Annotated in this window: 23 protein-coding genes; 11 read left to right on the forward strand and 12 right to left on the reverse strand. The window is 74.9% G+C overall.

The window, feature by feature from the left end:
• The first annotated feature begins 91 nt into the window (after positions 1–91).
• From C229_RS0120810 to C229_RS0120830, 5 genes are all read left to right on the forward strand, one after another.
• Positions 92–1180 (forward strand): hypothetical protein, encoded by a 1089-nt coding sequence (locus C229_RS0120810; RefSeq protein ID WP_018657039.1) that lies wholly within the window; start codon positions 92–94, stop codon positions 1178–1180.
• Entirely contained in the window at positions 1177–2643 is a 1467-nt protein-coding gene (locus C229_RS0120815; RefSeq protein WP_018657040.1) for a hypothetical protein, read from the forward strand. The genes C229_RS0120810 and C229_RS0120815 overlap by 4 nt, the downstream gene beginning before the upstream one ends.
• Entirely contained in the window at positions 2640–3950 is a 1311-nt protein-coding gene (locus C229_RS0120820) for an AAA family ATPase (RefSeq protein ID WP_240487357.1), read from the forward strand. Before C229_RS0120815 ends, C229_RS0120820 begins: the two co-directional genes overlap by 4 nt.
• Positions 3951–4107: 157 nt before the next feature.
• Positions 4108–4626: a hypothetical protein gene (locus tag C229_RS0120825; protein WP_018657042.1), complete on the forward strand. Its 519-nt coding sequence runs from the start codon at positions 4108–4110 to the stop codon at positions 4624–4626.
• Between the two features lie 99 nt (positions 4627–4725).
• Positions 4726–5412 (forward strand): hypothetical protein, encoded by a 687-nt coding sequence (locus C229_RS0120830; protein WP_018657043.1) that lies wholly within the window; start codon positions 4726–4728, stop codon positions 5410–5412.
• Between the two features lie 253 nt (positions 5413–5665).
• On the opposite strand, the gene C229_RS31320 is transcribed toward C229_RS0120830, so the two are convergent.
• The 3 genes from C229_RS31320 to C229_RS0120845 all read right to left on the reverse strand — a co-directional run bounded on the left by C229_RS31320 (position 5666) and on the right by C229_RS0120845 (position 12152).
• Positions 5666–7141, reverse strand: coding sequence for a coiled-coil domain-containing protein (locus C229_RS31320; protein ID WP_018657044.1), 1476 nt, complete (start codon positions 7139–7141; stop codon positions 5666–5668).
• A gap of 64 nt (positions 7142–7205) precedes the next feature.
• A complete protein-coding gene (gene hrpA / locus C229_RS0120840; RefSeq protein ID WP_018657045.1) occupies positions 7206–11162 on the reverse strand; it encodes an ATP-dependent RNA helicase HrpA in 3957 nt (1318 codons plus the stop codon).
• 171 nt (positions 11163–11333) lie between these two features.
• Positions 11334–12152 (reverse strand): NmrA family NAD(P)-binding protein, encoded by an 819-nt coding sequence (locus C229_RS0120845; protein WP_026314003.1) that lies wholly within the window; start codon positions 12150–12152, stop codon positions 11334–11336.
• A gap of 74 nt (positions 12153–12226) precedes the next feature.
• On the opposite strand from C229_RS0120845, the gene C229_RS0120850 reads away from it, so the two are divergent.
• Complete coding sequence (locus C229_RS0120850; protein WP_018657047.1) at positions 12227–13186, forward strand: AraC family transcriptional regulator; 960 nt, start codon at positions 12227–12229, stop codon at positions 13184–13186.
• On the opposite strand, the gene C229_RS0120855 is transcribed toward C229_RS0120850, so the two are convergent.
• Complete coding sequence (locus C229_RS0120855) at positions 13145–14050, reverse strand: SDR family oxidoreductase (RefSeq protein WP_018657048.1); 906 nt, start codon at positions 14048–14050, stop codon at positions 13145–13147. The genes C229_RS0120850 and C229_RS0120855 overlap by 42 nt on opposite strands.
• Complete coding sequence (locus tag C229_RS0120860) at positions 14047–14820, reverse strand: SDR family oxidoreductase (protein ID WP_018657049.1); 774 nt, start codon at positions 14818–14820, stop codon at positions 14047–14049. The genes C229_RS0120855 and C229_RS0120860 overlap by 4 nt, the downstream gene beginning before the upstream one ends.
• Before the next feature lie 66 nt (positions 14821–14886).
• On the opposite strand from C229_RS0120860, the gene C229_RS0120865 reads away from it, so the two are divergent.
• Genes C229_RS0120865 through C229_RS0120880 form a run of 4 tightly spaced genes read left to right on the forward strand, consistent with a single transcriptional unit; the run spans position 14887 to position 18285 of the window.
• The gene (locus C229_RS0120865; RefSeq protein ID WP_018657050.1) at positions 14887–15639 is read left to right on the forward strand and encodes an enoyl-CoA hydratase family protein; all 753 of its coding nucleotides are present in this window, start codon (positions 14887–14889) and stop codon (positions 15637–15639) included.
• A complete protein-coding gene (locus C229_RS0120870; RefSeq protein ID WP_026314004.1) occupies positions 15636–16496 on the forward strand; it encodes a CoA transferase subunit A in 861 nt (286 codons plus the stop codon). The genes C229_RS0120865 and C229_RS0120870 overlap by 4 nt, the downstream gene beginning before the upstream one ends.
• Positions 16493–17218, forward strand: coding sequence for a CoA-transferase subunit beta (locus C229_RS0120875; protein ID WP_018657052.1), 726 nt, complete (start codon positions 16493–16495; stop codon positions 17216–17218). The genes C229_RS0120870 and C229_RS0120875 overlap by 4 nt, the downstream gene beginning before the upstream one ends.
• On the forward strand, positions 17215–18285 hold the full coding sequence (locus C229_RS0120880) for an NAD(P)H-dependent flavin oxidoreductase (protein ID WP_018657053.1): 1071 nt from the start codon (positions 17215–17217) through the stop codon (positions 18283–18285). The genes C229_RS0120875 and C229_RS0120880 overlap by 4 nt, the downstream gene beginning before the upstream one ends.
• Here C229_RS0120880 and C229_RS0120885 read toward each other — a convergent pair.
• Both C229_RS0120885 and C229_RS0120890 read right to left on the reverse strand, forming a co-directional pair.
• Positions 18282–19277 (reverse strand): aldo/keto reductase, encoded by a 996-nt coding sequence (locus tag C229_RS0120885; RefSeq protein WP_018657054.1) that lies wholly within the window; start codon positions 19275–19277, stop codon positions 18282–18284. The two genes, C229_RS0120880 and C229_RS0120885, sit on opposite strands and share 4 nt — an antisense overlap.
• Before the next feature lie 33 nt (positions 19278–19310).
• Positions 19311–20486, reverse strand: a complete 1176-nt coding sequence (locus tag C229_RS0120890; protein WP_018657055.1) for an acyl-CoA dehydrogenase family protein — start codon at positions 20484–20486, stop codon at positions 19311–19313.
• 129 nt (positions 20487–20615) lie between these two features.
• On the opposite strand from C229_RS0120890, the gene C229_RS0120895 reads away from it, so the two are divergent.
• Complete coding sequence (locus C229_RS0120895; RefSeq protein WP_018657056.1) at positions 20616–20972, forward strand: hypothetical protein; 357 nt, start codon at positions 20616–20618, stop codon at positions 20970–20972.
• 4 nt (positions 20973–20976) lie between these two features.
• On the opposite strand, the gene C229_RS0120900 is transcribed toward C229_RS0120895, so the two are convergent.
• From C229_RS0120900 to C229_RS0120920, 5 genes are read right to left on the reverse strand one after another with little or no spacing between them, the layout of a single operon-like run.
• Positions 20977–22128, reverse strand: coding sequence for a CoA transferase (locus C229_RS0120900; protein ID WP_018657057.1), 1152 nt, complete (start codon positions 22126–22128; stop codon positions 20977–20979).
• A gap of 26 nt (positions 22129–22154) precedes the next feature.
• Positions 22155–23309 (reverse strand): acetyl-CoA C-acetyltransferase, encoded by a 1155-nt coding sequence (locus C229_RS0120905; protein ID WP_018657058.1) that lies wholly within the window; start codon positions 23307–23309, stop codon positions 22155–22157.
• 13 nt (positions 23310–23322) lie between these two features.
• The gene (locus C229_RS0120910) at positions 23323–23946 is read right to left on the reverse strand and encodes a TetR/AcrR family transcriptional regulator (protein WP_018657059.1); all 624 of its coding nucleotides are present in this window, start codon (positions 23944–23946) and stop codon (positions 23323–23325) included.
• 13 nt (positions 23947–23959) lie between these two features.
• On the reverse strand, positions 23960–24736 hold the full coding sequence (locus C229_RS0120915; RefSeq protein WP_018657060.1) for an SDR family oxidoreductase: 777 nt from the start codon (positions 24734–24736) through the stop codon (positions 23960–23962).
• Positions 24733–25899 carry an acyl-CoA dehydrogenase family protein gene (locus C229_RS0120920; RefSeq protein ID WP_018657061.1) on the reverse strand — a complete coding sequence of 389 codons (1167 nt, stop codon included), beginning with the start codon at positions 25897–25899 and terminating at the stop codon, positions 24733–24735. Before C229_RS0120920 ends, C229_RS0120915 begins: the two co-directional genes overlap by 4 nt.
• Positions 25900–25955: the final 56 nt, after the last annotated feature.

The following is a 25955-nucleotide window of genomic DNA, read 5'->3' on the forward strand; positions in this document are numbered from 1 at the left end:
CCCGTCCGCTACGTTCCGCGTGCGGTGGGTGCGCCCCTCGGTACAGTCGGGACGGTCGCACCCGCCGCACGGCCCCTGACGGAGAAGGACGATGACCGACGACGCCCCCGACCTGCGCCGGTTGCGCGGCGACGCGCCCGCGCGCAACCACGACGCCCGCACGATCGCCGCGCTGACCGCCAATCCGGGGTGCTCCCGGCGGGGGCTGCTGGACGCGGCGGGCGTGGACAAGCAGGCGGTGGCCGACCATCTGGGGTTCGCGCCCCGGTTCGGGCAGTCGCAGTTCGCGATCACGCGCGGCAACTCGTTCGAGGCGCAGGTGAAGGCCGACGGCTGCGCGGCGCTGCTGGCGCTGCTGCGCGGCGACCTCGGGCTGGACGTGCCCGCGGTGACGTCGGCCGACCTGGCGCCGCGCGGCGAGGGCCGGGCGGCGCGGCACGCCGAGACGCGGCGGGCGCTGGGGCGGGCGCTGTCGGTGGGCGGCGGCGCGCTGCTCGACCATCCGATGCTGGTGCTCGACATCGCGGGCCGCCCGGCGTATCTGGAGCCGGACGTGCTGGCGCTCCAGCTCGCAGGCCGGTTGCACGTCGTGGAGATCAAGTCGTTCGCCGTCGTGGACGGGCAGGCCGAGCCGGAGCAGGTCGCGGCGGCGGCGCGGCAGGCGGCGGTGTACGTGCTGGCGCTGCGGCGGCTGGTGGCCGAGCTGGGGCACGATCCGCAGCGCGTCGCGCACGACGTGTTCCTGGTGTGCCCGCAGAACTTCTCCAACCGTCCGGTGGCGACCCCGCTGGACGTGCGTCCGCAGCTCGCGGTGCTGGAGCGGCAGCTCACCCGGCTGACCCGCGTCGACGCGATCCTGGGCGAGCTGCCGGACGAGTTGTCGTTCGCGCTGGACGACGCGCTGCCCGAGTCCGTCCGCGCCGTCGAGGCCCGGTACGCCCCCGAATGCCTGTCGAGCTGTGAGATGGCGTTCTTCTGCCGGGAGGAGGCGCGCGCCTGCGGTGCCACCGGCTCGCTGGGCCGCGCCCTGCGCGACGACCTGGGCGGCGTGGAGTCGGTCGAGGCGGCGCTGGCGCTGGCGGCGGGCGCGGCGGACGTCCCGCCGGAGCTGGCCGAGACGGCGGAGCGGCTGCGGCTGGCGGCGCGGCTGCGCGGCGAAGCGCTCGGCACGGCGGGATGAGCGCGCTGACGGCGCTGGCGCGGCTGGAGGCCGTCGCCGCGCGCCGGGCCCGGCCGCTGGCCACGGTCCGGCACTGCCACCTGTCCGCGACGCCGCTGGTGGTGATCCCGCTGCGGCTGGCGGGCGAGGCGGGCGCGCCGCTGGCCGTCATGCTCGGCGGCGCCCGCGACGAGCCGGTGCTGCTCGCGGTGCCGCAGCCGCGCAACCGCGACCTGCGGTTCGCGTTCGCGGCCGAGCTGGGCAAGGTGCTGCTGGAGTACGTGGAGGCGTCGCGGGGCGTCGCGGAGGATCTCGGCCCGTCCAAGGACGGCGAGGACCGCGTCCGCTACACCGGGGCGCCGCAGCTCGTGCTGCCGAACACCGGCGGCGTGGCGTTCCTGCGGCTGCTCGGCCGTTCGACGCGGTTCCGCCGCACCGAGGGCGAGCACGCGGTGGAGCCGGCGGTCCCGGCGCTGGGCCGCTGGCTGACGTGGTTCGCCGAACGCCGGGACCGTCCGGGTTCGTCGCTGACGCTGGCGCTCACCGAGGCGCTGCGGCTGCACTGGGCGACGGGCCAGAGCTCGGTGGAGGACGCGAACCTGGCGGCGCTGCTCGGCTGGATCGACCCGCCGGACGGCCTGGACGGCCCGGCCGCCGCGACAATCGCGGAGGACCCGGCGCGCACTCCCCCGGCGGGCCCGGCCACCGACCCCAAGTTCGACAACGACGTGCTGGCGCCGGCGATCGCCGCATTCGACGAGGGCGCCGACGGCGCCGGGGAACGCGTCCGGGAGGCGCTGCGCACGCAGCTCGCCCCCACCTGGGAGCTGTGCTGGCGTGCGCTGGACCTGCTGGCCGCCCTGCCGGAGGGCGCGAGCGTCGCGGGCCGCTGGGAACGCGACCGCGACGCCTTCACCCATTTCCACCAGACGTTCGCCGAGGGCGTGCCGCAGGCCCGCCGCGACTCGGCGGTGGGCGCGGCGCGCCGCCTGCACCGGCTGGAGCGGGCGCAGGAGAGCTACGAGGCGCAGCGGGCGTTCGACGATCCCCTGGTCATGGCCGAGTACCGGCTGGAGGGGCTGGCGTTCGGCGGCACGGTCACCGAGGCCGACCCCGAGCGGCTGGACGAGTCCGGCAAGCGTCCTAAGCTGCGTCCGCGCCTGCGCGTCGCCACCGAGGACCCGCTGCGGCTGGAGCCGGGCGCGACGGTGTGCGACGCGGCGCGTCCGAAGGTGAAAGGGAAGATCGTGGAGTACGGCGCGGGCGAGGTGCTGGTGGAGCTGACCGGCGGGCTCGGCAAGAAGCTCACGCCCGAGCCCGGCACCGTGCCCGAGGCGGGCGCGCGGGTGGTGTTCACGTCGGTGACCGAGGGGTCGTTCGGCCCGGCGCGGTTCCCCGAGCACGAGGAGACGCCGTGGACGCACGGCGGCCCGCCCGCGGAGTACGTCCCGGACGCGCGCGACGCCGGGGAGGCGTGGTCGTGACCGTCGATCCGGCGACGGCGGCGGACGCCGTCGTGGCCGCAGTGCTCGCCGATCTGGACGCCGGGCACCGGGGCATCGTCGTCGACTCGCCGCCGGGCGCGGGCAAGTCGACGCTGGTGGTGCGGGCGACGGCGCACCTGGCGGCGGCGGGCGAGCGCACGATGATCGTCGCGCAGACGAACGAGCAGGTGGACGACCTGATCGAGCGGATCGCGGCCAGGCATCCGGACGTCACGGTCGGCCGTCTGTCGGCGGCGGGGTACGCGCCGTCCGAGCGGGTGCGGGCCGCGCCGTCGGTGAAGGTGGCGGGCAAGGCCGACGATCTGGCCGACCGCGCCGTGGTGATCGCGACGGCGGCGAAGTGGGCGACGCTGTCGGAGGGTTCGTGGCCGTGGGCGATCGTGGACGAGGCGTACCAGATGCGCTCGGACATGCTGCTGCGCATCGCGGGCCGGTTCGAGCGGGCGCTGTTCGTCGGCGATCCGGGGCAGCTCGACCCGTTCTCGACCGTGGAGGTGGAGCGCTGGACGGGCCTGGCGTGGGATCCGATGCGCAGCGCGGTGTCGGTGCTGCTGGCGCACAATCCGAACCTGCCGGTGCACCGGCTGCCGGTGTCGTGGCGGCTGCCCGCGTCGGCGGCGCCGGTGGTGGCGCGGGCGTTCTACCCGTTCACGGGGTTCCGGTCGGGGACGGGCCCGGGCGACCGGCGGCTGGAGTACGGCGCGGGCGGCATGGGCACCACCTACGACCGCGCGCTGGACGAGGCGGCCAGCTCGGGCTGGGCGCTGTACGAGCTTCCGGCGCGGCACGCGCTGCGCACCGACGCCGAGGCGGTGCGGGCGACGGCGGCGCTGGCCGTGCGGCTGTTGCAGCGCGGGCCGGTGGCGCACTCGGAGCTGGGGTCGCATCCCGTCCGCGCCGACCGGGTGGCGATCGGCGCGGCGCACCGCGACCAGGTGACGGCGATCCGCGCGGCGCTCGGCGAGCACGGCGAGGGCATCACGGTCGACACCGCGAACCGGCTCCAGGGCCGCGAGTACGACGTGACGGTCGTGCTGCACCCGCTGTCGGGGCGGCGGGACGCGACGGCGTTCCACCTGGAGGCCGGGCGGCTGTGCGTGCTGGCGTCGCGGCACCGGCACGCGTGCCTGGTGGTGGCGCGGGCGGGCATTCCCGAGCTGCTGGACGCGCATCCGTCGGCGGAGCCGGTGCATCTGGGCGTCCCGGTGAAGTTCCCGGACGGCTGGGAGGCGAACCAGGCGGTGCTGGCGCATCTGGCGGAGCACCGGGTGCGCGCCGAGGCGTGACCGGAACGGGACGGCTGAACCGGCGGCGGCTGGGCATGGAGTCCCCGGAGGGCGCATGTCCGGCGCGCGAGAGGGCAAGGAGCCTGGCACGACGGGTAACGCGGCGGTGCCCGGAGGGATACGGTGAGAACCGGGGCCTCGGCGATACGGAGGGGACATGGAGGACGACATCGGCTTCATGTGCGCCCACTGCGGCGGTGAGGTGCATGACGTCACCCACAACCGCGAGGGGGCGGTCGACGGGGTCGGCTACCGGCACAACCGCCGGGTCGAGCCGTGGGACCACGAGCTGGAGCTGGCGGTCGGCGTGGCGCAGGCGCCGTCGCGGGCGTGCGACTTCTGCGGCGAGCACGAGCCGAGCTGGCTGTACTACCCGACGCTCGACCCCGACGACACCGACATGTTCGAGGTCGAGCTGGACACCACGCACCTGTCCGACGACGACACCGCCGTAGCGGTGCTGAACATGCTGTATCCGTGGCTGGCGTGCGACACGTGCTCGGTGCTGGTCGCCGACCGGAAGGTCGACCGGCTCATCGACCGCGCGCTGGACCGCACTCCCGTGCCCTCGGACGCGGCGGTCGACGAGGAGACGGTGCGGGCGCGGTTGCAGGGGTCGCTGTCGGTGTTCTTCTCGACCCGCCCCGGCCGTCCGCAGCCCTCGCGGGCGATCTGAAACACACGCGGCGCGCGGGGGGAACGTCGGGTCTTCTCACTATGATCGCGATCGGTCCGGATTCGCCGGCCCGACCAGCACGAAATCCGGGGGGATTCGGTGATCATCGCAAGGCGGTTCAACGGGCCGGACGGCTCGGGCAACGGCGGCTACGTCGCCGGGGCACTGGCCGCGCACGTCGACTCCGACACGGTCACGGTGTCGCTGCGCCGCCCGCCGCCGCTGGAGACGCACCTGCGCGTCTCCCCCGCCGACGACCGCTGGCTGGGCGCCTGGCTGTGGGACGGCGACGACCTGGTCGCCGAGGCGCTGACCGGCGCGATCGTGGTGCCGCCCGTCCCGCCGGCGCCGCGCGAGGTGGCGCGGGAGGCGGCGGAGAAGTTCCGCGCCCAGGAGAGCCACCCGTTCCCGCACTGCTTCGTGTGCGGGCCGGAGCGCGAGGCCGGGGACGGGATGCTGCTGGCGCCCGGCCGGGTCGACGCCGAGACGGTCGCGTCCCCGTGGACGCCGGACGGCGCGGTCACGCCGGAGCTGGTGTGGGCGGCGCTGGACTGTCCTGGCGGCTGGTCGTTCGACCAGAACGCGAGCATGGCGCTGCTGGGGACGATGACGGCCCAGGTGCTCGATCTGCCCGAGACGGGCGAGGAGTGCCTGGTGATGGGGCGGGCGCGCAGCCGCGAGGGCCGCAAGCTGCACGCGGCGACGGCGCTGTACGGGGCGGGCGGGCGGCTGCTCGGCCGGTCCGAGCAGATCTGGATCGAGATCGACCCGAACCGCGTCCCGTAGTCGTTTCCTGCGGTTTCTGTGTCATCTGACGCAGCGTTCCGGACCGGTCACAGATGTACTGGTGGTCCGCGAGGAACGGAGGCCGCCGGTGAACGGGGTGCTCGTGCTCTGCCTGATGGCGCTGGCGGTCGTGCTGGGGACGGCGTGGGAACGCGCCCGCACCGCCGCGTTCGGCCGCGCGTCGCGCCCCCCGCGCGAGGACGGCGACCGGCCCGGCCCCGGCGGCCCCGGCGGGCCGCCGGAGATCACCCGGTCACGGCCCGGTGAACAGCGGGTCCTCCCGGTCGGGCGTGCCGTTGACGGGCCGTCCCGGCGCGCCCGGCACCTCTCCCCCGTGCGGGAACCGGTCCGGGGGAAGCCCCGGGACCGGCGCCGACAGCGGAACCGGCGCTGACGCGGCGGCCTGCGGCGCGGGCGCGCCCATCATCGGGGAGTGCGGCGGGCGTCCGCCGGGGGCGGCGTTGGACGACAGGGTGTTCGACGACAGCGTGTTGTGCGTGAACGAGTCGATCTGGCGGCGGGCCCGGTCGGCCTCGGCGCGGGCGGCGTCGCGTTCCTCGGCGAGGGCGGTGAGCGCGGCGCGCTGCTCGGCGACCGACTGGGAGAGCTGGCGGATCTGCACGCTCTGCTCGTTGATCTGCGCGGTGAGCTGGTCGCGTTCGGCCAGCGCCGCCTGGGCGCGGGCCTGGGCGGCGTCGCGTTCGCCGGCGGCGGCGTCGGCGCGGGCCTCGGCGGCGCGTCCGGCGGCCTCGGCCTCGCCCTGCGCGCGCTGGGCGGCGGCGCGGTCGGCCTCGGCCCGGCTGGCGGCCTGCATGGCGCGCTGCCGGGCGGCCTCGCTGTCGCGCATGGCCGAGCGCAGGTCGTCGGTGCCCTGCTTGGCGACGGCGGCCTCGACGCGCTGCTTCTCGATCGCGCCGTCGCTCTCGGCGACGCGGGCGTGCAAGGAGACCATCTCGGCGCGGGTGGCCTCCAGCGCGGCGAGCAGTTCGGTCTCGCGGGCGGCGATGCGGTCGCGTTCGCTCTCGGCGGCGAGCTTGGCCGTCATGGCCTGCTGCGCGATCTCGTGCGCCTCCTCCCACGCCTGCTGGGCGGCGTCGCGCTTGGCGGTGGCGACGCGGGCGTCCTCGCGGGCGCGCGCGGCGTGCGCCTCGGCGGCCTCGGCGCGCTGCCGGGAGCCGGTGGACTCGTGCCACGCCTCCTCGGCCTTGCGCTGGGAGGCGTCCCGCTCGGTCTGCGCGATGGCCAGCTCGCGGGCGGCCTCGGCGCGGACCTCGGCGACGCGGCGTTCGACGCCGGCGACGCTCAGCTCGGCGGTGAGCGAGTCGGCGAGGGCGTCGGCGGCCTTCTCCATCCGCTCGACCATCTCCCACGCGGACGCGACCTGCCCGGTGAGGCCGGGGGCGTCCCGGCCGCGTTCGCGGCGTTCGCGGGCCTCGCGGGCGCAGGCGCCGTCGTTGTCCTGGCAGTAGCGGACGGTGCGGACGGCGCCGGGCGGCTGGGCGACGGGACGGCCGCAGTTGGCGCAGGGCCAGACGGCGACGGGGTCGCCGACGCGGGCGACCGCCGCCTCGGGGCCGGGGCGCGGCGGGCCGAGGGGTGGGCGCGGCTGCGGCGGACCGGTGGGGTGGGGAAGGGAATCGCGCGGCGGACCGTCGCCCGCGTACGGGCCCCCGGCGGCCCCGGCCCCGGGCGGGGGGCCGCTGCTGTCGCGCTCATCACTGTTCGGCATGAAAGGCACTTTACGGGCATGCAGTCGGGACCGCAGTGACTTGGGGGGTGCCTGTGCCGAATCGTCAGCCGCGCAGCGCGCCCAGCGCTTTGCGGATGCGCTTGTCCGACACCGGATAGCGGGTCCCGAGCTGCTGCGCGAACAGGCTGACCCGGTACTCCTCCAGCATCCAGCGCACGGCGCGGACGGGTTCGTCGTCGCGCCGCGCGGGCGGCAGCCGCCGCAGCTCCGCCGCGTACTCGGCCTCCAGCGTGCCCGCCAGGTGCGTGCCCTGGCGGTCGCGGGCGGGGTTCTCCGGCAGCCGGTCCAGCCGGATCTCCAGCGCCTTGAGGTAGCGGACGAGGTCGGGCAGCCGGGCCCGTCCGGTCTCGGTGACGAACCCCTTGTGCACCAGGCCCTCCAGCCGGGCGCGCGCGTCGGTGAGGGCCGGGACGAGCGTCAGGCTGGTGCTGCCGCGCATCCGCCGGTCGACGGCGTGCGCGGTGGCCAGCACGCGTTCCACCTGGGCGACGATCTCGGCGGTGACGTCGTGCAGGTCGGCGCGGACGGCGTCGTAGAGCGCGGTGAAGCCCCGCTCGTCCCACGCCGGTCCCCCGGCGGCGGCGATCAGCGCGTCGGCGGCGGCGGTCACGCAGTCGTCGAACAGCGCGCCGACCGACCCGTGCGGGTTGTGGCTCAGCGCCAGCTTGCCCTGGTTGGTCAGCCGGGCCTGGATCTGCTTGACCGGCGACGGCGCGTTGAGCAGGACGAGGCGCCGGGTGCCGCGCCACATCGCGCGGCGCTGCTCGGCCTCGGTCTCGTACAGGCGGACGGCGACGGTCGCGCCCTCGTCGGTGAGCGCCGGGTACGCCTTGACCGTGTAGCCGTCGCGGTTCCGCTCGTAGACGCGGGGCAGCTCCCCGATCGTCCAGGACGTGAGGCCCGCGTGCTCGACGCCCTCGTCGGCGGCGGCCTCGCTGAGCGTGCCGCGCACCTTGCCGGACAGGCGCCGTTTGAGCGCGGCCAGGTCGGTGTCCTCGGCGACGGTGCCGCCCTTGTCGTCCACGACGCGGAAGCTCATCCGCAGGTGGGCGCCGAGCCGCGCGGTGTCCCACGCCTCGCGGGCGACGGCGACCCCGGCCGGGGACAGGTCCGACAGCTCGCGTTCCAGGGCGTCCAGCAGCGGTTCGGTGCGCGGCGCGACGCGCTCCAGGACGCGGCGCGCGTAGTCGGGCGCGGGCACGAAGTTGACGCGGAGCTGCTTGGGCAGCGAGCGGATCAGCTCGGTGACCAGCTCGGCGCGCAGGCCCGGGACTTGCCAGTCGAACCCGTCGGGACGGACCTGGTTGAGGATCTGGAGCGGGACGTGCACGGTGACGCCGTCGGCGTCGGCGCCGGGCTCGAACTGGTAGGTCAGCTTCAGGGTGAACGGGCCCTGCCGCCAGGCGCCGGGGTACTCGGCCTCGCTGACGTCGCCGGCGGAGGCGTTGATGAGCATCGACCTCTCGAAGCTCAGCCGGTCGGGCTCGGTGTGCCGGGCCTTCTTCCACCAGGCGTCGAAGTGGCGGCCCGAGACGATGTCGGCGGGGACGCGTTCGTCGTAGAAGTCGAAGAGGGTCTCGTCGTCGACGAGGATGTCGCGGCGGCGGGCGCGGTGCTCCAGTTCCTCGACCTCGTCCAGCAGGGCGCGGTTCTCGGCGAAGAACCGGTGGTGCGTCTGCCAGTCGCCCTCGACCAGGGCGTGCCGGATGAACAGCTCGCGGGCCAGTTCGGGGTCGACGCGGCCGTAGTTGACGCGGCGCTGGGCGACGATCGGGACGCCGTAGAGCGTGACGGTCTCGTAGGCCATGACGGCGGCCTGCTTCTTGGACCAGTGCGGCTCGCTGTAGTTCCGTTTGACCAGGTGCTGGGCGAGCGGTTCGATCCACTCCGGCTCGATCTTGGCGTTCGTCCGCGCCCACAGCCGGGACGTCTCGACCAGCTCGGCCGACATGATCCACCGGGGCGGCTTCTTGAACAGCGACGAGCCGGGGAAGACGGCGAACTTGGCGCCGCGCGCGCCGACGTACTCCTGGCCCTTGCGGCGCTTGTCGCGGGGTTCGTCCTTCTTGTCGGCCACGTCCATCAGGCCGATGTGCGACAGCAGCCCGGCGAGCAGGGAGACGTGGACGGAGTCGGGCGCGGCGTCCACGGTGTTCGCGGTGACGCCGAGGCTCTTGGCGACCTGCTTGAGCTGGGAGTGCAGGTCCTGCCACTCGCGGACGCGCAGGTAGTGCAGGAACTCGTTCTTGCACAGCCGCCGGAACCGGCTGCCGGACAGTTCACGCTGCTGTTCGCGCAGGTAATTCCACAAGTTGAGGTAGGACAGGAAGTCCGAGGCGGGGTCGGAGAAGCGGCGGTGCAGCTCGTCGGCGGCCTGCTGCTGGTCGGCGGGGCGTTCGCGCGGGTCCTGGACGGACAGCGCGGCGGCGATGATCAGCACTTCGCGGACGCAGCCGTTGGCGGCGGCCTCCAGCACCATCCGGCCGAGGCGGGGATCGACGGGGAGCTGGGCGAGGCGGCGGCCGGTCTCGGTGAGCCGCTTGCGCGGGTCCTTCTCGGCGGGGTCGAGGGCGCCTAGCTCGTGCAGGAGGTCGACGCCGGCCTTGACGTTGCGGCGGTCCGGCGGCTCGACGAACGGGAACGCGGCGATGTCGCCCAGGCCGAGCGCCGTCATCTGGAGGATGACCGACGCCAGGTTCGTGCGCAGGATCTCCGGGTCGGTGAACTCGGGGCGGCTCTCGAAGTCCTCCTCGGAGTACAGCCGGATGCAGATGCCCTCCGAGACGCGCCCGCAGCGCCCCTTGCGCTGGTCGGCCGACGCCTGCGAGATCGCCTCGATGGGCAGCCGCTGCACCTTGAGGCGGTGGCTGTAGCGGGAGATGCGGGCGGTGCCCGGGTCCACGACGTACTTGATGCCGGGGACCGTCAGCGACGTCTCAGCGACGTTGGTGGCCAGCACGACGCGGCGCCCGCCGTGCGGCTTGAACACGCGCTGCTGCTCGGCGGCCGACAGCCGCGCGTACAGCGGCAGCACCTCGGTGGCCGGGCCCCGCCGGTCGCCCAGGTGCTTGCCGAGCGCGTCGGCGGTGTCGCGGATCTCGCGTTCGCCGCTGAGGAAGACCAGGACGTCGCCGGGGGCCTCGCGGCCCAGCTCGTCCACGGCGTCGATGATGGCGCGGACCTGGTCGCGGTCGGGGTCGGCGGACGGATCGTCGGGGTCCAGGACGGGCCGGTACCGCACCTCGACGGGGTAGGTGCGGCCGGACACCTCGACGATGGGGGCGTCACCGAAGTGCTTGGAGAAGCGCTCGGGGTCGATCGTCGCGGAGGTGATGATGATCTTCAGGTCGGGGCGGCGCGGCAGGATCTCGCGCAGGTACCCGAGCAGAAAGTCGATGTTCAGGCTGCGCTCGTGCGCCTCGTCGATGATGAGCGTGTCGTAGCGGCGCAGCAGCCGGTCGGTCTGGATCTCCGCGAGCAGGATGCCGTCGGTCATCAGCTTGACGAGCGTCTCGTCGCCGGACTGGTCGGTGAACCGCACCTTGTAGCCGACGGTCTCGCCCAGCTCGGTGCCCAGCTCGTCCGCGATGCGGTCGGCGACGGTGCGGGCCGCGATCCGGCGCGGCTGGGTGTGGCCGATGGAGCCGAGGACGCCGCGGCCCAGTTCGAGGCAGATCTTGGGGAGCTGGGTCGTCTTGCCCGAGCCGGTCTCGCCCGCGACGATGACGACCTGGTGGTCGCGGATCGCGGCGGCGATGTCGTCGCGCTTCTGGCTGACGGGCAGCTCGTCCGGGTACCGGATCGCGGGCACGGCGGCGCGCCGCGCGGCGACGCGGCGCTCGGCGGCCTCGATGTCGGCGGTGATCTGCGCGGTGGCCGACGCGCGGCGCCGGTCGTCGCGCAGCTTCTGCGTGCCGTCGATGCGGCGGCGCAACCGGTGCCGGTCCAGCGGCGCCAGCTCGGGCAGGCGCGCGCGCAGCTCGGCGAGCGGCGAACTCACAGGCGATGACGTCCTTACATGCGTTGCTGGCTCAGTGCCCAGGATAGGGAGCGGGCACGCCGGGCTACCCGGCACGCTAGCGGCGGGTCCGCGCGCGACGCGACCCATTATCCGGGGCACGCTGGAGCAACGCCGTGGGCGGGCCGCCCATTCCGGGCGGCCCGCCGGAGGTCACGTCCAGACGCCGGTGCCGGCGGCCTCCTCGGCGTAGGCGGCGAAGGAGCGCGCCGGGCGGCCGAGGACGCGCGGGATCGCGTCGTCGACGCGGTCGCCCTTGCCGTCGGCGATCTCCTGGAACAGGTCGGTGAGCATGACGGCGACGTGCTCGGGCACGTCCTCGGCGACGAGCGCCGCGACGTAGTCGTCCGGGGTGATGGCGTCGTAGCGGATGTCGCGGCCGGTGGCCTTGGCGAGCGTCGCCGCGACGTCGGCGAAGCCCAGCGCCTCGGGGCCGGTCAGCTCGTAGGCGGCGCCCTCGTGGCCGTCCTCGGTGAGCGCGGCGACGGCCATGGCCGCGATGTCGTCCGCGTCGACGAACGCCTCGCGGCCGGTCCCGGCGGGCAGCGCGATCCGGCCGTCGAGGACGGACGGGAGGAGGTAGTCCTCGGAGAAGTTCTGGTGGAACCAGGCCGGGCGCAGGATCGTGTACGCCGCGCCGGACTCCCGGACGGCGGTCTCCCCGGCCTCCTGGAGGGGGTGGACGCCGTCGTGACCGCGCGCCGACAGCAGGACGATCCGCCGGGCCCCGGCGGACACGGCCGTCGCGGCGAAGTCCCGCAGGGTGGCGGCGTCGGTGTACTCGCTGAACGGGACGAGGTAGACGTCCCGGACGCCGTCGAGCGCGGCGTCCCAGGTGGCGGGATCGGTCAGGTCGAAGCCGGTGGTGCGCGAGGCGGCGCGGAACGGTCGTCCGGCGGCGGTGAGGCGTTCGGCGACGCGGCGGCCGGTCTTGCCCCGGGCGCCGATGACGAGGATGGGGTTGTCGTTCATGGTGTCCACTCCACCAGCCGCCGCCGAGACGCTCCATGGCTGTTCGTCTCCGTCACCTGTGAGATCGTCTCAGCATGGACGTCCTTGACGAGATGCTGGCGAGCATGCGGGCCGACGGCTCCCTGCTGTGCCGTTCGGTCGCCGCGCCGCCGTGGTCGATCCAGTGCACGAGCGAGGCGCCGCTCTCGCTGGGAACGCTCCACCGGGGCACCGCGTGGGCGCTGCGGCCGGGTGCCGCGCCGGTGCGGCTCAACGAGGGCGACATCGTGCTGAAACGGGCGTCGGTGCCGGTGACGATCGCAGACGACCCCTCGGTCGATCCGCAGATCATCATCGACGGGCCGAACTGCTGGACGCCCGGCGACGGCCCGGCGCCGGACCTGGCGCTCGGCGCCCGCGCCTTCGGGTTCGACGGCGACGGCCCGGACCAGTTCATCAGCGCCGACTACCCGGTGCGCGGCGCGGTCTCCGAACCGCTGCTCGCCGCGCTGCCGGAGATGGCGATCGTGCCGCGCGACGCGGAGATCGCGCCGCTGCTCGATCTGCTCGCGGTCGAGGTCGGGCGGGACGCGCCCGGCCAGCAGGTCGTCCTGGACCGGCTGCTCGACCTGCTGCTCGTCCGGGTGCTGCGCGCCTGGTTCGCCCGGCCGGAGGCCGAGGCCCCGGCGGGGTACCGGGCGCTGGCCGACCCGGAGATCGGCCGCGCGCTGCGGGCGCTGCACGCGGCGCCCGCCCGGCCGTGGACGGTGGCGTCGCTGGCGGCCGAGGCGGGGCTGTCGCGGGCGGTGTTCGCGCGGCGGTTCGCCGCGTTGGTCGGGCAGCCGCCGCTGGCGTACCTGACGGGGTGGCGGATGGCGCTGGCGGCCGACCTGCTGGCCGAGCCGGACGCGAGCGTCACGGCCGTCGCGCGGCGGGTCGGGTACGCCGACGGGTTCTCGTTCAGCGCCGCGTTCAAGCGGGTGCGGGGGGTGCCGCCGAGCGCGGTGCCGCGGTCAGGCGCCGTAGACCGGTTCGGGCACGGGGGCGCGGCCTAGCAGGTCCGCGACGACCGGGCCGAGGTCGGCGGGGTTCCAGCGGGCGCCCGCGTCGGCGGACGGGCCGTGCCGGAACGCGTCCATGACGCAGATCCGGCCGCCCTCGGCGGCGAAGACGCGGCCGGTGACGTCGCGCGACTGCGCCGAGCCGAGCCACACCACGAGCGGCGACACGTTCCCGGGCGCCATCGCGTCGAACGCGCCGTCCGGCGGCGTCGCCATCGTCCGCGCGAACACCTCCTCGGTCATGCGGGTGCGGGCGGCCGGGGCGACGGCGTTGACGGTGACGCCGTAGCGGGCCAGTTCGGCGGCGGCGACGAGCGTCAGCCCGACGATGCCCGCCTTGGCGGCGGAGTAGCCGCCCTGGCCGACGCTGCCGAGCAGGCCCGCGCCGGACGAGGTGTTGATCACGCGGGCGTCCACCGGGCGGCCCGCCTTGCTCTGCGCACGCCAGTGCCGTCCGGCCTGCCGGAGCGGGAGGAAGTGGCCGCGCAGGTGGACGCGCAGGACGGCGTCCCACGCGTCGGCGGCGGTGTTGATCAGCATCCGGTCGCGCAGGAACCCGGCGTTGTTGACCAGGACGTCCAGCCCGCCGAAGTGCTCGACGGCCAGCGCGATCAGGGCGGCGGCGCCGTCCTCGTCGGCGACGTCGTGCGCGCTGGCGACGGCGCGTCCGCCCAGCGCCTCGATCTCGGCGACGACGTCGGCGGCGGGACCGGCGGACGCGGCGCCGCCGCCGTCGGGGGCGACGCCGAGGTCGTTGACGACGACGCGGGCGCCCTGCCGGGCGAACTCCAGGGCGTGCGCGCGGCCGAGGCCGCGTCCGGCCCCGGTGACGACGGCGACGCGGTCGGTGCAGATCACGGGTTCTCCTCGCTGTTGACGGTGGCGGCGTCCAGGAACGCGGGCCGCTCTCCCCCGCCGTGCAGCAGCAGGGAGGCGCCCGAGACGTAACCGGCGAGGCCGGAGGCGAGGAAGGCGCACGCGGCGCCGACCTCGCCGGGGTCGGCCAGCCGGCCGAGCGGGACGGTGCGGGCGACGGCGGCGACGCCGTCCTCGTCGCCGTAGTGCAGGTGGGACCGCTCGGTGCGGACCATGCCGAGCGTGAGCGTGTTGACGCGCACGTCCGGCGCCCACTCGACGGCGAGCGACGCGGCGAGGCTGGCCAGGCCCGCCTTGGCGGCGCCGTAGGCGGCGGTGCCGGGCGAGGGGCGGGTGCCGCTGACGCTGCCGATCATGATGATCGAGCCGCCGCCCGCGGTGGCGAGCATCCGGTCGCGGGCGGCCCGCGCCATGATCAGCGGCGCGATCAGGTTCAGCTCGATGATCTTGGCGTGGGTGCGGGCGTCGCCGTCGGCGGCGGGCAGGAACGGGGTACCGCCCGCGTTGTTGACGAGGATGTCCAGCCGGGGCAGGCCCGCGCAGAACGCGGCGGCGGCCGTCGCGTCGCGGACGTCCAGGGACGCGAACCGGGCCCGCCGCCCGCCCGCCTCGGGCAGGGCCTCGGGGGCGCGGCGGGCGACGGCGACGACGTCGGCGCCCGCGTCGAGCAGCGCGCGGCTGACGCCCGCGCCGACGCCGCGCACGCCGCCGGTGACCACGGCCGTCCTGCCGGTGAGATCGACGTCGGGCACGGCGCTCCTTCCGGGGCGTTCTGCTACCTTCTCAGTTCTAACAAATGTTTGGTGGAAAGGTAGCGTATGGGAATCTCCACCACGACCCACCCGGACGGGGTCACCGAGATCGTCGTCGCCGTCCCGCCCGTCAACGCGCTGCCCGTTCAGGGCTGGTTCGACCTCGCGGACGCGATCACCCGCGCGGGCCGCGACCCCGGGGTGGGCGCCGTCGTGCTGCGCGCCGACGGACGCGGGTTCAACGCGGGCGTCGACATCAAGGAGATGCAGCGCGACGCGGGCCACGGCGCGCTCGTCGGCGCGAACCGGGGCTGCCACGCCGCGTTCGGCGCCGTCTACGACTGCGAGGTCCCCGTCGTCGCGGCCGTGCACGGGTTCTGCCTGGGCGGCGGGATCGGGCTGGTCGGCAACGCGGACCTGGTGATCGCCGCCGACGACGCCACGTTCGGGCTCCCCGAGGTCGACCGGGGCGCGCTCGGCGCCGCGACGCACCTGGCCCGGCTCGTCCCGCAGCACCTCGTGCGCGCGATGGTCTACACGTGCCGCACCGTCGGCGCGGACGAGCTGTACCGGCACGGGTCGGTGCTGGAGGTCGTGCCCGCCGCCGAACTGCGCGCGAGGGCGCTGGAGGTCGCCGGGGTGATCGCCGCCAAGGACCGGTACGTGATCCGCCGGGCCAAGGAGTCGCTGAACGGCATCGACCCGGTGGACGTGCACCGCAGCTACCGCTTCGAGCAGGGCTTCACGTTCGAGCTGAACCTCGTCGGCGCGGGCGACGCGCACCGGGACGCGTTCGTCGCGCGGGGGGCGGGCGGATGAGCAAGGTCATGACGATCGCGGACGTCGTCGGGTCGCTGGAGAGCGGCATGACGATCGGCATCGGCGGCTGGGGATCGCGGCGCAAGCCGATGGCGCTCGTGCGCGCCCTGTGCCGGTCGCCGCTGACCGACCTGACGATCGTGTCCTACGGCGGTCCCGACGTCGGGCTGCTGTGCGCGGCGGGCAAGGTGCGCCGCCTGGTGACGGCGTTCGTCACACTCGACTCGATCCCGCTGGAGCCGCACTTCCGGCAGGCCCGGCAGAACGGGACGATCGAGCTGACCGAGTACGACGAGGGCATGTTCCTGTTCGGCCTGTACGCGGCGGCGCACCGGCTGCCGTTCCTGCCGACGCCCGCCGGGCTCGGCTCGGACGTGCTCCGCGTGAACCCGCACCTGCGGACCGTCCGGTCGCCCTACGAGGACGGCACCGAGCTGGTCGCCGTCCCGCCGCTGCGCCTCGACGTCGCGCTGCTGCACCTCAACCGTGCCGACGCGCGCGGCAACGCCCAGTACCTCGGCCCCGACCCGTACATGGACGACCTGTTCGCCAAGGCCGCCGGGCGGACCTACGTCGCCTGCGAACGCCTCGTCGCGACCGGCGACCTGCTCAAGGAGGGCCCGATCCAGTCGCTGCTGGTCAACCGCTCGCACGTCGCGGGCGTCGTCGAGACGCCGGGCGGCGCGCACTTCACCGCGTGCGAGCCCGACCACGGCCGCGACGAGCCGTTCCAGCGGCTCTACGCCCGCGCGGCGGCCGACCCGGACGAGTGGGAGCGGTTCCGCGCCCGGTTCCTGGACGGCGACGAGACCGCCTACCAGGACGCCGTGCGAACCTGGCGGGAGGAGCGGGCGTGAGCGCGACGCGGGCCGAGGTGTGCGCGGTGGCGTGCGCGGAGCTGTTCCGGGGCGACGGCGAGATCGTCGCGGCGGCGGTGGCCGGGTTCGTCCCGATGCTGGGGGCGCGGCTCGCTCGCGCCACGTTCGAGCCGGACCTGCTGACGACCGACGGCGGTCCCGCGCTCAGCGCCGAACCGGTGCCGCTGGGCGGGCGGGCCGAGACCGTCGAGGGCTGGCTGCCGTTCCGCGACCACCTGTGGCTGGTGCTCAACGGGCGGCGGCACGTGGTGATGGGGCCGAGCCAGATCGACGCGTCCGGCAACACCAACATCTCGTGCGTCGGGCCGTGGGAGCGTCCGGCGCGGCAGCTTCTCGGGTCGCGCGGCGGACCGGGCAACACGCGGCTCAGCACCACGAGCTACTGGGTGCCCCGGCACTCCACGCGGGTGTTCACCGAGGCCGTGGACTTCGTCAGCGGCGTCGGACACGACCGGGGCGCGCACGAGATCCGGGCCGTCGTGACGAACCTGGCCGTGCTCGACTTCGGCGGCGACGGGCGGATGCGGCTGCGGTCGGTGCATCCGGGCGTCGGCGTGGACGACGTCGTCGCCGCGACCGGGTTCGCGCTGGGCGTTCCGGACGAGGTGCCCGAGACGCGGGCGCCCACGGCCGAGGAGCTGCGCGTCATCCGCGACGTCCTGGACCCCGGCGGCCTGCGCGAGCGCGAGGTCCCGGCGTGACCGCCGTCCTCGACACGCCCCTGACGCGGCTGACCGGCGTCCGGCACCCGGTCGTGCAGACGGGCATGGGCTGGGTGGCCGGGCCCCGGCTGGTGTCGGCGGTCGCGAACGCGGGCGGGCTCGGCGTCCTGGCGTCGGCGACGATGACGCACGCCGAGCTGGCGACCGCGATCCGAGCGGTCCGGGAGCGGACGGACGCGCCGTTCGGCGTCAACCTGCGCGCCGACGCCGCCGACGCGGACGAGCGCGTCGCCCTGCTGATCCGCGAGGGCGTGCGGGTGGCGTCGTTCGCGCTGGCGCCCCGGCGCGAGCTGATCGCGCGGCTCAAGGACGCGGGCGTCGTGGTGATCCCGTCGGTGGGAGCGCGGCGGCACGCCGAGAAGGTCGCCGCGTGGGGCGCGGACGCGGTGCTGGTGCAGGGCGGCGAGGGCGGCGGGCACACCGGCCCGGTCGCCACGACGCTGCTGCTGCCGCAGGTCGTGGACGCGGTGGACGTCCCGGTCGTCGCGGCGGGCGGGTTCTTCGACGGGCGCGGCCTGGCGGCGGCGCTGGCCTACGGCGCGGCGGGCGTCGCGATGGGCACGCGGTTCCTGCTCACGGCCGACAGCCCGGTTCCCGAGGCGGTCAAGCGGGTCTACCTGGGCGCGGCCGAGACCGTCGTGACCCGCCAGGTGGACGGGATGCCGCACCGGGTGCTGCGCAGCGACCTGGTGGACGGGCTGGAGCGCGCGGGCCGCGTGTCCGGCCTGGCCCGCGCGCTGCGCAACGCGGCGGCGTTCCGGCGGCTGTCGGGCCTGTCGTGGCGGGCGATGCTCACCGACGGCCGCGCGATGCGGCGCGGCCGGGACCTGTCGTGGTCACAGGTGATCATGGCGGGCAACACCCCGATGCTCCTGCGGGCCGCGATGGTGGACGGGCGCCCCGACCTCGGCGTCATGGCGTCCGGGCAGGCCGTCGCCGTCCTGGACGACCTGCCGTCGTGCGCGGACCTGATCGACCGGATCGTCACCGACGCCGTCCGCGCCATCGAACGGCAGGCCGCGCTGCTCCGGCCGGACGCGTCCTAGTAGCGGGCGCCCGCGGCGGCGGGCACGGCGTCCAGTTCGGCCAGGTCGTCCGGGGTGAGGTCGAGGGCGGCGGCGCCCGCGTTGTCGTGCAGGTAGCGGGACTTCTTGGTGCCCGGGATGGGGATCACGTGGTCGCCCTGGGCGAGTGTCCACGCGATCGCGACCTGCGCGGCGGTCGCGCCGTGCCGGGCGGCGACGGCCTGCACGATCTCGACGATGCGCCGGTTCTGCTCGGCCGCCTCCCGCTGGAAGCGCGGATTGCCCGCGCGGTAGTCGCCGTCCTCCAGGCCGTCCGCCGTGACGGCGCCGGTCAGGAAGCCGCGCCCGAGCGGGGAGAACGGCACGAACGCCGCCCCGTTCGCCGCGCACCAGGCCACGACGTCCCCGACGCCGCCGGTCCCGGCGGCGTCCGGGCCGCCGCCCGCGTGGCCGCCTTCGGCGCCGAGCGCGTCGCGCGTCCACAGCGACAGCTCGGACTGGACCGCCGCGACCGGGTGCAGCGCGTGCGCCTCGGCGGCCTGCGCGACCGTCACCTCCGACAGGCCGAGGCGGCGCACCGTGCCCGCCGCCACCAGGTCGGCCATCGCGCCCCACGTCTCCGCGAGCGGGACCGCCGGGTCGACGCGGTGCAGGTAGAACAGGTCGATCACGTCGGTGCGCAGCCGCCGCAGGCTCTGCTCCGCCGACGCCCGCACGTGCTCGGGCCGCCCGTCGCGGCGCATCCCGTCGCCCTCGGCGACCAGGCCCGTCTTGGTGGCGAGCACGGCCTCGTCGCGGCGGCCCGCCAGCGCGCGGCCCGCCAGCTCCTCGTTGTGGCCCGCGCCGTAGACCTGCGCGGTGTCCAGGAAGGTGACGCCGAGGTCCAGCGCCTCGTGGATCAGCGCGACCGACGCGTCGTCGTCCCGCTCGGACGCGCCGTAGGCCCAGCTCATCCCCATCAGGCCGAGCCCGACCGCCCCGACCGGGGTGCCGTGGAAGTTCCGTGTGCGCATGTCGAGCCCCTCTCCCGCCGTCCGGCGGCCAGCCTAGCCCTCCAGCAGCCGCCGCCCGATGATCATCTTCTGGATGTCGGCGGTGCCCTCGCCGATCAGCAGCATCGGCGCCTCCCGGTACAGCCGCTCGATCTCGTACTCGGTGGAGTAGCCGTAGCCGCCGTGGACGCGGAACGCGTCCTCGATGACCTCCTTGCAGTACTCCCCCGCGAGGTACTTGGCCATTCCGGCCTCCAGGTCGTTGCGCTCGCCGGAGTCCTTGCGGCGCGCGGCCATGACCGTCATCTGGTGCGCGGCCTCGACCTTGGTGGCCATCTCGGCGAGCCGGAACAGGACGGCCTGGTGCTCGGCGATCGGCCGGCCGAAGGTCTCGCGGCGGCGCGCGTAGTCAACGGCCAGCTCGTAGGCGCGGCGGGCCATGCCGCAGGCGCGGGCGGCGACGTTGACGCGGCCGACCTCGACGCCGTCCATCATGTGCGCGAACCCGCGCCCGGGGACGCCGCCGAGGATCTGTCCGGCGTCGATCCGGTACCCGTCGAAGACCAGCTCGGTGGTGTCGATGCCCCGGTAGCCCATCTTGGACAGCTTGCCGGGCACGGTCAGGCCCGGCGCGACCTCGCCGAACCCGGGCGTCTTGTCGACCAGGAACGTCGTCATGCCCCGGTGCCCGGCGTCCGGGTCGGTCTTGACGAGGGTCGCGACGAGCGAGGACGTGGCGCCGTTGGTGAGCCACGTCTTCTGGCCGTCGATCACGTAGGCGTCGCCGTCGCGGACGGCGCGGGTGCGGATCGCGGCGACGTCGGAGCCGCACCCGGGCTCGGTCATGGAGAACGCGCCCCGCACGTCGCCCGCCGCCATCCTCGGCAGGTAGTGCGCGCGCTGCGCGGGCGTCCCGTGCTGGGCGACCATCCAGGCGACGATGAAGTGCGTGTTGATGATGCCGGACACGCTCATCCAGCCGCGGGCCAGTTCCTCGACGACGAGCGCGTAGGTGAGCAGGGACGCGCCCAGCCCGCCGTGCTCCTCCCCGATCATCAGGCCGAACAGGCCGAGGTCGCGCATTCCGGCGACGATCTGCTCGGGATAGGCGTCGGCGCGCTCCAGGTCGCCGGCGACGGGAAGGATCTCCCGTTCCGCGAACGTCCGGACGGTCGCGACGATCTCGCGCTGCTCGGCGGTGAGCCCGTGCGTCTGCTGGAGACGATCCATCAGTGACCCCTTACTCGATGATCGCCGCCAGCGTAATCGTTCGACAGCTCCCGTTCCTTCCGGAATGCTCCTGCGCACGAACACCGGGGGCCGATCCGCCTCCCGTCCTTCCCCCCAAGGAGCACATCCGTGGCCAGCCAGATCGAGATCCGCGCCGCCGGAACGCCCGAGCAGGTCGTCCCGCTGCTCACCGAGACCGTCGAGGCCGACGGTTTCCGCGTGACGTGGGAGAGCCCGGGCTCGGGCCTCATCGAGAAGGGCAGCGCGCTCAAGGCGATGCTGCTCGGTGCCTTCGGCACCCACTACAAGTACCGGGTGCTCGTGCACCCGCAGCAGGACGGCGGCACCGTGCTCAACATCGCGCTGGCCACCACCGGCATGTCCGGCGGCGCCGTGGGCGTCACCAAGGTGCAGCGCAAGCTCACCGACCTCCAGAACCGCCTGAACACGGCGTTCGGGAGCACCGGGGCCGTCGCGGGTTCCTGACCGCTCAGGCGATGACGCCGCGCGCCCGCAGCGCGGCCGGGTCCAGGCCCGCCTCGGCCAGCACGGCGTCGGTGTCGGCGCCCAGGCCGGGGGCGGGCCGGACCGTGCGCGGGCCCGCGTTCAGCGGCGAGGCCGGGGCGCGGACGCGGCCCACGCCCGGCTGGTCGATCTCCGCGAGCAGCGGGGTGTCCAGGTCGATCTCGGTGAAGCGCCGGTAGGGCGACCACAGCACCGACGTGCCGGTGAACGCCGCCGCGACCCCGTCCTCGGTGCGCGCGCCGAACCACGGCTCGAACAGCGCCGCCAGCGCCTCGCGGTGCCGGTAGCGGTCGCCGTCCACCGTGAAGTCGGCGCCCAGCAGGCGCGCCAGGTCCGCGACGTCGCCGGTCCGGCCGGTCGCCGCCGCCAGGTCGGCGAAGTGCCGGGCCGTCAGCGCGACGACCATGACGCGCCGCCCGTCCGCCAGGACGAAGTCCCGCCCGAACCCGCCGAACAGGTGGTTGCCGACGCGGGGACGCTCCGCGCCGAACTGCGCCTCGGCCAGCAGCCCGAGGTTGCCGGCCGTCGCCAGCGCGACGTCGCGCAGCGGCAGCCGGATCGCGGCGCCCGCGCCGGTGCGGGCGCGGCGGCGCTCGGCGGCGAGCAGGCCGACCGCCGCGTACAGGCCGCACGCCACGTCCCAGGCGGGCAGCACGTGGTTCACCGGGCCGCCGTGGCCCTCCGGGCCGGTGACGAACGGGAACCCCAGCTCGGCGTTGACGGTGTAGTCGACGGCCGGGGCGCCGTCGTGGGTGCCCTCGATCTGGAGGTGGATCAGGTCGGGACGGTGCGCGGCGAGCGCCGCGTGCGACAGCCAGTCCCGCCCGACCGTGTTGGTCAGCACGATCCCGGCGCCGGCGACGAGCCGCGTCACGGCGTCGCGTCCTTCGGGTGAGCGCAGGTCGATCGCGACCGAGCGCTTGCCCTTGTTCAGGCCCGTCCAGGGCAGGCTGGCGCCCGACGGCGCCAGCGGCCACCGGCCCCGGTCGGCGGCGCCGCCCAGCGGATCGACGCGGATCACCTCGGCGCCGAGCTGGGCGAGCGTCATCCCGCCGAGCGGGGCGGCGACGAAGCTGGAGACCTCCACGATCCGCAGCCCGTCGAGCAGAGTTCCCACGCGCGAGAACCTACCCGGTGCCGGGTTCAGAGCCGTTCGAGGACGGTGACGTTGGCCTGGCCGCCGCCCTCGCACATCGTCTGGAGCCCGTACCGGCCGCCCGTCCGCTCCAGCTCGTGCAGCAGCGACGTCATGAGCCGCGCGCCCGTCGCGCCCAGCGGGTGCCCGAGCGCGATCGCGCCGCCGTTGGGGTTGACCAGGGCCGGGTCGGCGCCGGTCTCCTTCAGCCAGGCCAGCACGACCGGCGCGAACGCCTCGTTGATCTCCACGGCGTCGAACTGGCCGATCGTCATCCCGGCCTTCTTCAGCGCGTGCGCGGTCGCGGGGATCGGCGCCGACAGCATCCGGATCGGGTCCTCGCCGCGCGCCGACAGGTGGTGGACGCGGGCGCGCGGCGTCAGGCCGTGCGCGCGGACGGCGCGCTCGGACGCCACCAGCAGCGCGGCAGCGCCGTCGGAGATCTGCGCGGCGAGCGCGGCGGTGAGGCGGCCGCCGTCCACCAGCGGCTTGAGGCCCGCCATCTTCTCCCGCGTGGTGTCGCGGCGGGGTCCTTCGTCGGTGTCCACGCCCTCGTACGGGACGATCTCGCGGGCGAACCGGCCCTCGTCGATCGCGGTGTTCGCCCGCCGGTGGGAGGTGTGGGCGAACTCCTCCATGGCGTCGCGGGACAGGTCCCAGTCGCGGGCGATCTGCTCGGCGCCGAGGAACTGCGAGACGGGGCGTCCGCCGTACCGGGCCTGCCAGCCCCTGGACCCGGCGAACGGGCCCCGGTCGAAGCCGAGCGGCTCGGCCGCCGTCATCGCGTACCCGATCGGGATCTGCGACATGTTCTGCACGCCGCCCGCGACCACCAGGTCCGCCGTGCCCGACAGCACGGCCTGCGCCGCGAAGTGCACCGCCTGCTGCGACGACCCGCACTGCCGGTCCACGGTGACGCCCGGGACCTCCTCGGGCAGGCCCGCCGCCAGCCAGCAGGTGCGGGCGATGTCGCCCGCCTGCGGGCCGACGGTGTCCACGCAGCCGAACACGACGTCCTCGACCGCGGCCGGATCGGCGGGCGACCGGTCCATCAGCGCCTTCAGCACGTGCGCGCCGAGGTCGGCGGGATGCGCCCCGGCCAGCCCGCCGCCGCGCCGTCCGACGGGGGTGCGGACCGCGTCCACGATGTACGCCTCGGCCATGCTCGGTCTCCTTCTAAGGGTCGCTCGCCTGGATGCCCTCCAGGACCATCGCGAGGTACTGCTCGGCGATCTGCTCGGCGGACAGCCGCCCGCCGCGCTGGTACCAGTTCGCCGCGACCCAGACGGTGTCGCGCAGGAACCGGTAGATCAGGGTGGGGTCGAGGTCGGGGCGGAACGCGCCCTCCTTGACGCCGCGCTCCAGCAGCGTCCGCCACATCTCCTCGAACCTGCGGTGCGAGTCGGCCAGGTACCCGAACCGGGGCTGCGCGGCCAGGTGCCGCGACTCGTTCTGGTAGATCACGACGGCGGAGCGGTGCCGGTCGATCGAGCGGAACGACTCCACGACGAGCGCGCGCACGGTCCCCCGGGCGTCCAGGTCCGCGTCCAGGACGCGGTCGTAGGCGCTCCACATGTCGTGCAGGAACGTGGACAGGATCTCGTCGGCCATCGACTCCTTGGAGTCGAAGTGGTAGTACAGGCTGCCGCCGAGGATGCCCGCCGCGTCGGCGACCTTCCGGACGGTGGTGGCGTTGTACCCCTGCTCGGCGAACACCTGCGCGGCGGTGGCGAGCAGCTCGGCCCGCCGCTGCACGCGCGCGGCGGCGGTGCCCTCGGCGTCGCGCCGTCGTGGACTCATCGGGAACGGTTCCTCACGGGTGCTGGCTGGAGACGGAGACGGCCTCGCCCGTCATGTACGACGCGTAGTCCGAGGCCAGGAAGACGATAACGTTGGCCACCTCCCACGGCTCGGCGCAGCGGCCGAACGCCTCGCGCGCCGTCAGCTCCTCCAGCAGTTCCGGTGACGTCACCTTGACCAGGTGCGGGTGCATCGCCAGCGACGGCGACACCGCGTTGATCCGCACGCCGTGCGCGGCGGCCTCCAGCGCCGCGCAGCGCGTCAGCGCCATCACGCCCGCCTTGGCCGCCGCGTAGTGCGCCTGGCCGCGCTGGGCGCGCCAGCCGATCACCGACGCGTTGTTGACGATCACTCCCCCGCCCTGGCCGCGCAGGTGCCGCAGCGCGGCGCGGGTGCAGCGCATCGTGCCGGTCAGCGTGATGTCCAGGACGCGGTTCCACTGCTCGTCGGTCATGTCGGCGAGGTCGGCCGTGCCGCCGAGCCCGGCGTTGTTGACGGCGACGTCGAAGCGTCCGAACCGGTCCAGGGCCCGCGCGTACAGCGCTTGGACCTGGGCCTCGTCGGTGACGTCGCAGGGCAGGGCGTCCACGCGGTCCGCGCCGAACTCGGCGGCCAGCTCGGCGCGGGCGGCGCCGAGGCGGCGTTCGTGCGCGTCCGACAGCAGGACGTCCGCGCCCTCCTCCAGGCAGCGGCGCGCGGTGGCGCCGCCGATCCCGGCGCCGGCCGCCGCCGTGAGCACGACGACGCGTCCGGCGAGCAGGCCGTGGCCCGCGACGTAGGGCGGGGTCATGGGCGGGCCTCCCGGGGCAGGCGCAGGACGCGCTCGGCGATGATCGTGCGCTGGATCTCGTTGGAGCCCGCGTAGATGGTGTCGGCGCGGGAGAACAGGAACAGCCGCTGCCAGTCGTTCAGGTCGTACGGCTCGCCGTCGGTGATCATGCCGGCGGCGCCGAGGACGTCCATCGCCAGCTCGCCCAGGTCGCGGTGCCAGGTGCCCCACACCAGCTTGGAGATCGACGACTCGGGACCGGGCGCGCCGTCCGCCGCGCCCGCCATCGTGCGGACGGCGTTGGCGCGCATCGCCTCCAGCCCGATCCAGGCGCGGACCAGGCGGTCGCGCAGCAGCGGATCGTCCAGCGCGCCGGTGCGGCGGGCCAGCTCGATCACGCCCGTCAGCTCGCGGCGGAAGCCGACCTGCTGGCCGAGGGTGGCGACGCCGCGTTCGAAGCCGAGCGTCGCCATCGCGATCCGCCAGCCGTCGCCGGGCGCGCCGACGACGCAGGACGCGTCGGTGCGGGCGTCGTCGAAGAACACCTCGTTGAACTCGCTGGTGCCGGTGAGCTGGACGATGGGGCGGACGTCCACGCCGTCCTGCCGCATCGGGACGAGCAGGTACGACAGGCCCCGGTGGCGGACCGAGCCGGGTTCGGTGCGGCAGACGGCGAAGCACCAGTCGGCCTCGGCGGCCAGCGACGTCCACACCTTCTGGCCGGTGACGCGCCAGGTGCCGCCGTCCAAGGTCGCGCGGGTCTGCACGTTGGCCAGGTCCGACCCGGCGTCCGGCTCTGAGTAGCCCTGGCACCACAGTTCCTCGACGGCGGCGATCGGGGGGAGGAAGCGGGCGCGCTGCTCGTCGGTGCCGAAGGCGAGGAGCGTCGGGCCGAGCAGGTTCTCGCCGATGTGGCCGACGCGGGCGGGGGCGTCGGCCAGGGCGTACTCCTCGTTGAAGACGACCTGCTCCGCCAGCGTGGCGCCGCGTCCGCCGTGCTCGGCGGGCCAGCCGAGGCAGGTCCAGCCCGCGGCGGCCAGGTGCCGTTCCCAGGCGAGCCGTTCGGGGAACGCCTCGTGCTCGCGGCCGGGGCCGCCCAGGCCCCGGGCGTGGGCGAACGCGCCGGTGAGGGCGTCGTTCAGCCAGTCGCGGACCTCGGCCCGGAACGTCCCGTTCGCTGCCACGGGCGCGACTCTACCAAACGGTTGTTAGAAAGAACGGGGCAAACTCCCGATCAAGC

It is taken from the genome of Actinomadura flavalba DSM 45200 (assembly GCF_000374305.1).
Taxonomy (GTDB): domain Bacteria; phylum Actinomycetota; class Actinomycetes; order Streptosporangiales; family Streptosporangiaceae; genus Spirillospora; species Spirillospora flavalba.

Excerpts from the sequence above, each read along its gene's own strand:
- C229_RS0120810 (WP_018657039.1), top strand. The coding sequence starts at position 92 with ATGACCGACGACGCCCCCGACCTGCGCCGGTTGCGCGGCGACGCGCCC.
- C229_RS0120815 (WP_018657040.1), top strand. The coding sequence starts at position 1,177 with ATGAGCGCGCTGACGGCGCTGGCGCGGCTGGAGGCCGTCGCCGCGCGC.
- C229_RS0120825 (WP_018657042.1), top strand. The coding sequence starts at position 4,108 with ATGGAGGACGACATCGGCTTCATGTGCGCCCACTGCGGCGGTGAGGTG.
- C229_RS31320 (WP_018657044.1), bottom strand. The coding sequence starts at position 7,141 with ATGCCGAACAGTGATGAGCGCGACAGCAGCGGCCCCCCGCCCGGGGCC.
- C229_RS0120845 (WP_026314003.1), bottom strand. The coding sequence starts at position 12,152 with ATGAACGACAACCCCATCCTCGTCATCGGCGCCCGGGGCAAGACCGGC.
- C229_RS0120850 (WP_018657047.1), top strand. The coding sequence starts at position 12,227 with ATGGACGTCCTTGACGAGATGCTGGCGAGCATGCGGGCCGACGGCTCC.
- C229_RS0120865 (WP_018657050.1), top strand. The coding sequence starts at position 14,887 with ATGGGAATCTCCACCACGACCCACCCGGACGGGGTCACCGAGATCGTC.
- C229_RS0120870 (WP_026314004.1), top strand. The coding sequence starts at position 15,636 with ATGAGCAAGGTCATGACGATCGCGGACGTCGTCGGGTCGCTGGAGAGC.
- C229_RS0120885 (WP_018657054.1), bottom strand. The coding sequence starts at position 19,277 with ATGCGCACACGGAACTTCCACGGCACCCCGGTCGGGGCGGTCGGGCTC.
- C229_RS0120890 (WP_018657055.1), bottom strand. The coding sequence starts at position 20,486 with ATGGATCGTCTCCAGCAGACGCACGGGCTCACCGCCGAGCAGCGCGAG.
- C229_RS0120905 (WP_018657058.1), bottom strand. The coding sequence starts at position 23,309 with ATGGCCGAGGCGTACATCGTGGACGCGGTCCGCACCCCCGTCGGACGG.
- C229_RS0120910 (WP_018657059.1), bottom strand. The coding sequence starts at position 23,946 with ATGAGTCCACGACGGCGCGACGCCGAGGGCACCGCCGCCGCGCGCGTG.
- C229_RS0120915 (WP_018657060.1), bottom strand. The coding sequence starts at position 24,736 with ATGACCCCGCCCTACGTCGCGGGCCACGGCCTGCTCGCCGGACGCGTC.